1 protein-coding gene is annotated in these 236 nt (G+C 25.0%); it reads right to left on the reverse strand.

The features are described 5' to 3' along the window. Positions 1 to 26: 26 nt before the first annotated feature. Positions 27 to 236, reverse strand: a 210-nt coding sequence (locus ASG21_RS20505; protein WP_206743182.1) for a hypothetical protein, incomplete at its 5' end; no start/stop codon positions are given.

Consider the following 236-nt stretch of genomic DNA (forward strand, 5'->3'; position numbering starts at 1 on the left):
CCCGCCTTTTCTTCAAAGAATTTACGTCAGTATGGTTTACCGAAAATATAAAAAGAAATACTTAAAAAAACAATTATTTCAAGAAATAAATAGTTTTGAGCGATATAACCTTGTTTTTTTATTTGTATATTTAATGAGACGCTGTTTTGTTTAAATATAATTTTAGAACTACTCAGTTCTCTAGCTAAAAAAATAGAAGGCAGTGAAGTTAAAAATATCACCAAATAAAAAAAACT

It is taken from the genome of Chryseobacterium sp. Leaf394, assembly GCF_001424105.1.
In the GTDB taxonomy this organism is placed as follows: Bacteria; Bacteroidota; Bacteroidia; order Flavobacteriales; family Weeksellaceae; genus Chryseobacterium.